The sequence below is a fragment of the Acinetobacter stercoris genome, assembly GCF_900323515.1.
Lineage (GTDB): Bacteria > Pseudomonadota > Gammaproteobacteria > Pseudomonadales > Moraxellaceae > Acinetobacter > Acinetobacter stercoris.
The window spans coordinates 1-3,646 of record NZ_OOGT01000281.1 but is presented as its reverse complement, the minus strand read 5'-3'; the positions used below and the strand labels follow the sequence as shown (position 1 = coordinate 3,646).

3 protein-coding genes are annotated in these 3,646 nt (G+C 39.9%); 2 read left to right on the top strand and 1 reads right to left on the bottom strand.

The genetic code is table 11. The features are described from left to right. Positions 1–48: 48 nt before the first annotated feature. Positions 49–1,209 (top strand): iron-containing alcohol dehydrogenase, encoded by a 1,161-nt coding sequence (locus KPC_RS18440; RefSeq protein WP_121975789.1) that lies wholly within the window; start codon positions 49–51, stop codon positions 1,207–1,209. A 47-nt stretch (positions 1,210–1,256) separates the two neighbouring features. Further along, entirely contained in the window at positions 1,257–2,753 is a 1,497-nt protein-coding gene (locus KPC_RS18435) for a CoA-acylating methylmalonate-semialdehyde dehydrogenase (RefSeq protein ID WP_121975788.1), read from the top strand. Between the two features lie 107 nt (positions 2,754–2,860). Here KPC_RS18435 and KPC_RS18430 read toward each other — a convergent pair whose 3' ends face one another. Beyond that, entirely contained in the window at positions 2,861–3,502 is a 642-nt protein-coding gene (locus KPC_RS18430; protein WP_121975787.1) for a TerD family protein, read from the bottom strand. Positions 3,503–3,646 lie beyond the last annotated feature (144 nt).

Below are 3,646 nucleotides of genomic sequence, written 5' to 3'. Positions count from 1 at the left end.
AAATCAATTAGAGATAAGTATTTAGTAAAATGAAAATGGAGTTTGAGCATGTCTCATACAATCTTATTGCCCCGTATTATGGAAATTGGGCACAAATCGCGAGAAAAAATTCCGGCGATCTTAACCAGTTTGGGCTGTAAAAAACCATTGATCATCACTGACAAGATTATGGTCAAATTAGGTTATATTGATGATATTCAAAATATTCTTAAACAAGAAAATATCGAATCGGATTATTTTGATGACACAATTCCAGAACCAACTTCCAGGTCGATTCAAGCTGGTGTTGAATACATCAGAAAACATGAATTCGACTCCATCATTGCGGTAGGTGGTGGTAGCCCCATCGACAGTGCCAAAGCAATGAGCATTTTAGGTAAGCATGGTGGCGAAATTAAAGAATACCGTTTTCCCCGTCAGGTTAACGAATCTGGTTTACCGATCATTGCAGTACCTACAACTGCAGGAACAGGTTCAGAGGCAACCAAATTTACCATTATTACCGATGATGAAAGTAGTGAAAAACTTCTCTGCGTAGGTATCGGCTTCATGCCTGTTGCAGCAGTGGTTGACTATGAATTGACTTTAAGTGTGCCTGCACGTACTACCGCAGATACTGGTATTGATGCATTAACTCACGCTATCGAAGCCTATGTCAGTAAAAAAGCCAATTTATACAGTGATGCACAGGCTATTTCAGCAATGAAACTCATTGGCCCAAACCTGAAACAGGTCTATTTCCATCCAGATGATGAAAAAGCTCGTGAAGCCATGATGCTTGGTTCAACACTCGCGGGCATTGCATTCTGTAACTCTTCAGTAGCTTTGGTACATGGTATGAGTCGCCCAATCGGTGCTTTTTTCCATGTACCCCATGGTTTATCCAATGCCATGTTACTTCCAATGATTACTGAGTTTTCTATCCCATCTGCTCCTGAACGCTATGCAGATTGCGCAAAAGCTATTGGTGTGGCAGACATTAATGATGATATGGATCAAGCCAACCAGAAACTAATCACGGCTTTAAAAGAGATTAATCAGGCTTTACAAGTCCCGACACTAGCGGAGTTTGGTGCAGACAAAAAACATTTCGATGACATTGTCCAGACGATGGCTGAACAAGCGCTCGCCTCAGGTTCGCCTGGTAATAACCCACGTGTACCAAGTGTCGATGAAATGGTTCAACTTTATCAAAAACTCTGGAATTAAAATTCCAACATAAATTTATTCATTATATTTTTACTCAGGATACCAATATGGACATTATCGGACATCTCATTAACGGTCAGATTTCGACTGAAGCTACACGTACACAACCTGTATACAACCCTTCTACAGGTGAAATTGGTAAAGAAGTTGCTATTGCAGGTAAAGCAACCGTTGAACAGGCAATTGCTGCGGCCGAAGCTGCATTTCCTGCCTGGCGTGATACCCCACCAATCAAACGTGCACGTGTCATGTTTAAATTTAAAGACTTGCTTGAACAAAATGCAGATAAGATTTGTGAATTGATCGGTGCTGAACATGGCAAGATTGTGCATGATGCTGCTGGTGAATTACAGCGTGGTATTGAAAATGTAGAATATGCATGTGGCGCCCCAGAATTTTTAAAAGGTGAATATTCAAAAAATGTTGGTCCAAATATTGACTCATGGAGTGAGTTGCAACCGCTTGGTGTTGTCGCAGGCATTACACCGTTTAACTTCCCAGTGATGGTTCCTCTCTGGATGTTCCCAATGGCAATCGTTTGTGGAAACTGTTTTGTATTAAAACCTTCTGAAAAAGATCCATCATCGACTTTATTTATTGCTCAATTGCTTAAAGAAGCCGGGTTACCCGATGGTGTCTTTAACCTTGTAAATGGTGACAAGGAAGCTGTAGACACACTATTACATGACAAACGGGTACAGGCAGTGAGTTTTGTCGGTTCAACACCGATCGCTGAATATATCTACCAGACTGCAACTTCAACAGGTAAACGCTGTCAGGCTCTTGGTGGTGCAAAAAACCATGCCATCATCATGCCAGATGCTGATGTTGATAATGTCGTGAACTCATTACTTGGTGCTGCATTTGGTTCATCAGGTGAACGTTGCATGGCGCTTTCTGTTGCCGTCGCTGTTGGAGATGAAATTGCAGATGTGGTGATTGAAAAACTGAAAAAAGAAATTGCTCATTTAAAATATGGTCATTTCTCAGATAAAAGCAATGATTTTGGTCCTGTCATTTCTGCACAACATAAAGACAAAGTTGTAGGCTATATCGATAGCGCTGAACAGCAAGGTGCAAAAATTGTTGTTGATGGTCGTCAAGCCATCGTTACAGGATATGAAAATGGTTTCTTTGTAGGACCAACACTCATTGACCAAGTTACTCCTGATATGGTGAGTTACCAACAGGAAATTTTTGGTCCTGTGTTACAAATTCTGCGTGTAAACACCATGCAAGAAGCAATGGATTTGATTAACGAGCATGAATACGGTAACGGTACATGTATCTATACACGTGACGGCGAGGCTGCACGCTATTTCTCTGATCACATCAAAGTCGGCATGGTAGGTATTAATATTCCATTACCTGTACCTGTTGCTTATCACAGTTTTGGTGGCTGGAAACGTTCATTGTTTGGTGATTTGTATGCCTATGGACCAGATGGTGCACGCTTCTATACTCGCCGTAAGACGATTACACAGCGTTGGCCATCTGCCAACATTCGTGAGGGTAAACAGTTCTCAATGCCGACTTTAAATTAATGTAAAGTCTATAGAAAATCTCTTTAAATCCCCTTCCTTCTCCTTCTAAAACAGGGGAAGGAAGGAACAGGAGCCTTTTATTTTAGCCTTTAATTTTATATAACAAACTAGATATAAGACTTTAGCCATTCAACAAAACTATCATAAGAAGAAGGCTGACCAACCGCTTTAAACTCCCAGCCACTATTGGTTCGAACCAATTCTGCAAACAAAACTGAACATTGATGTATATAAAGCTCGGTATCAGATAAGTCAAAACGCACCAGCTCATGACCAGATGCATCTACTGCACGTAAGTAAGCATTGCTCATTTCACCAAAATGCTGGTTATTCTTGATTCCATCAAAAATTTGAGCAATAAAAATAATTTTATGATAATCGACTGACAAATCATCAAGCTTTACGATAATTTGTTCATCATCCCCATCCCCTTCACCCGTACGATTATCTTTCGTTAACCAGATATCTCCTGAGTAATGTTTCTGGTTATTAAAAAAAATCACATCGCTGTTTTGAAAATTGGGTTGTCGACCATGGCTTTGCCCCAAGTTATGAATTTTTCCATCTCGACCACATAAGAATGCAACCAAATCCAGATCATATTCTGATGATTTAGCACCAATAACGCCACTCACCAACCCTTGTTTTGACCTTGCAATATCCCAGCCCAGACCAATTGTGACCAATGACAAATCGTACGCTGAGCTATCAAGACTTAAGCCTTGCCCCTTGCTTAAACGAGTGACCATTTTTGATGTCCCTTATTTTGGATACACTTTAATGCCCCTTTCCATATCGAAAAAGAAATGACAAAAGCATAAAGATTAAGCAAAATTATAATTTACTTAAATTAACATTTCTAAAGATTATTTGTAATATCTAAAAAAATGATC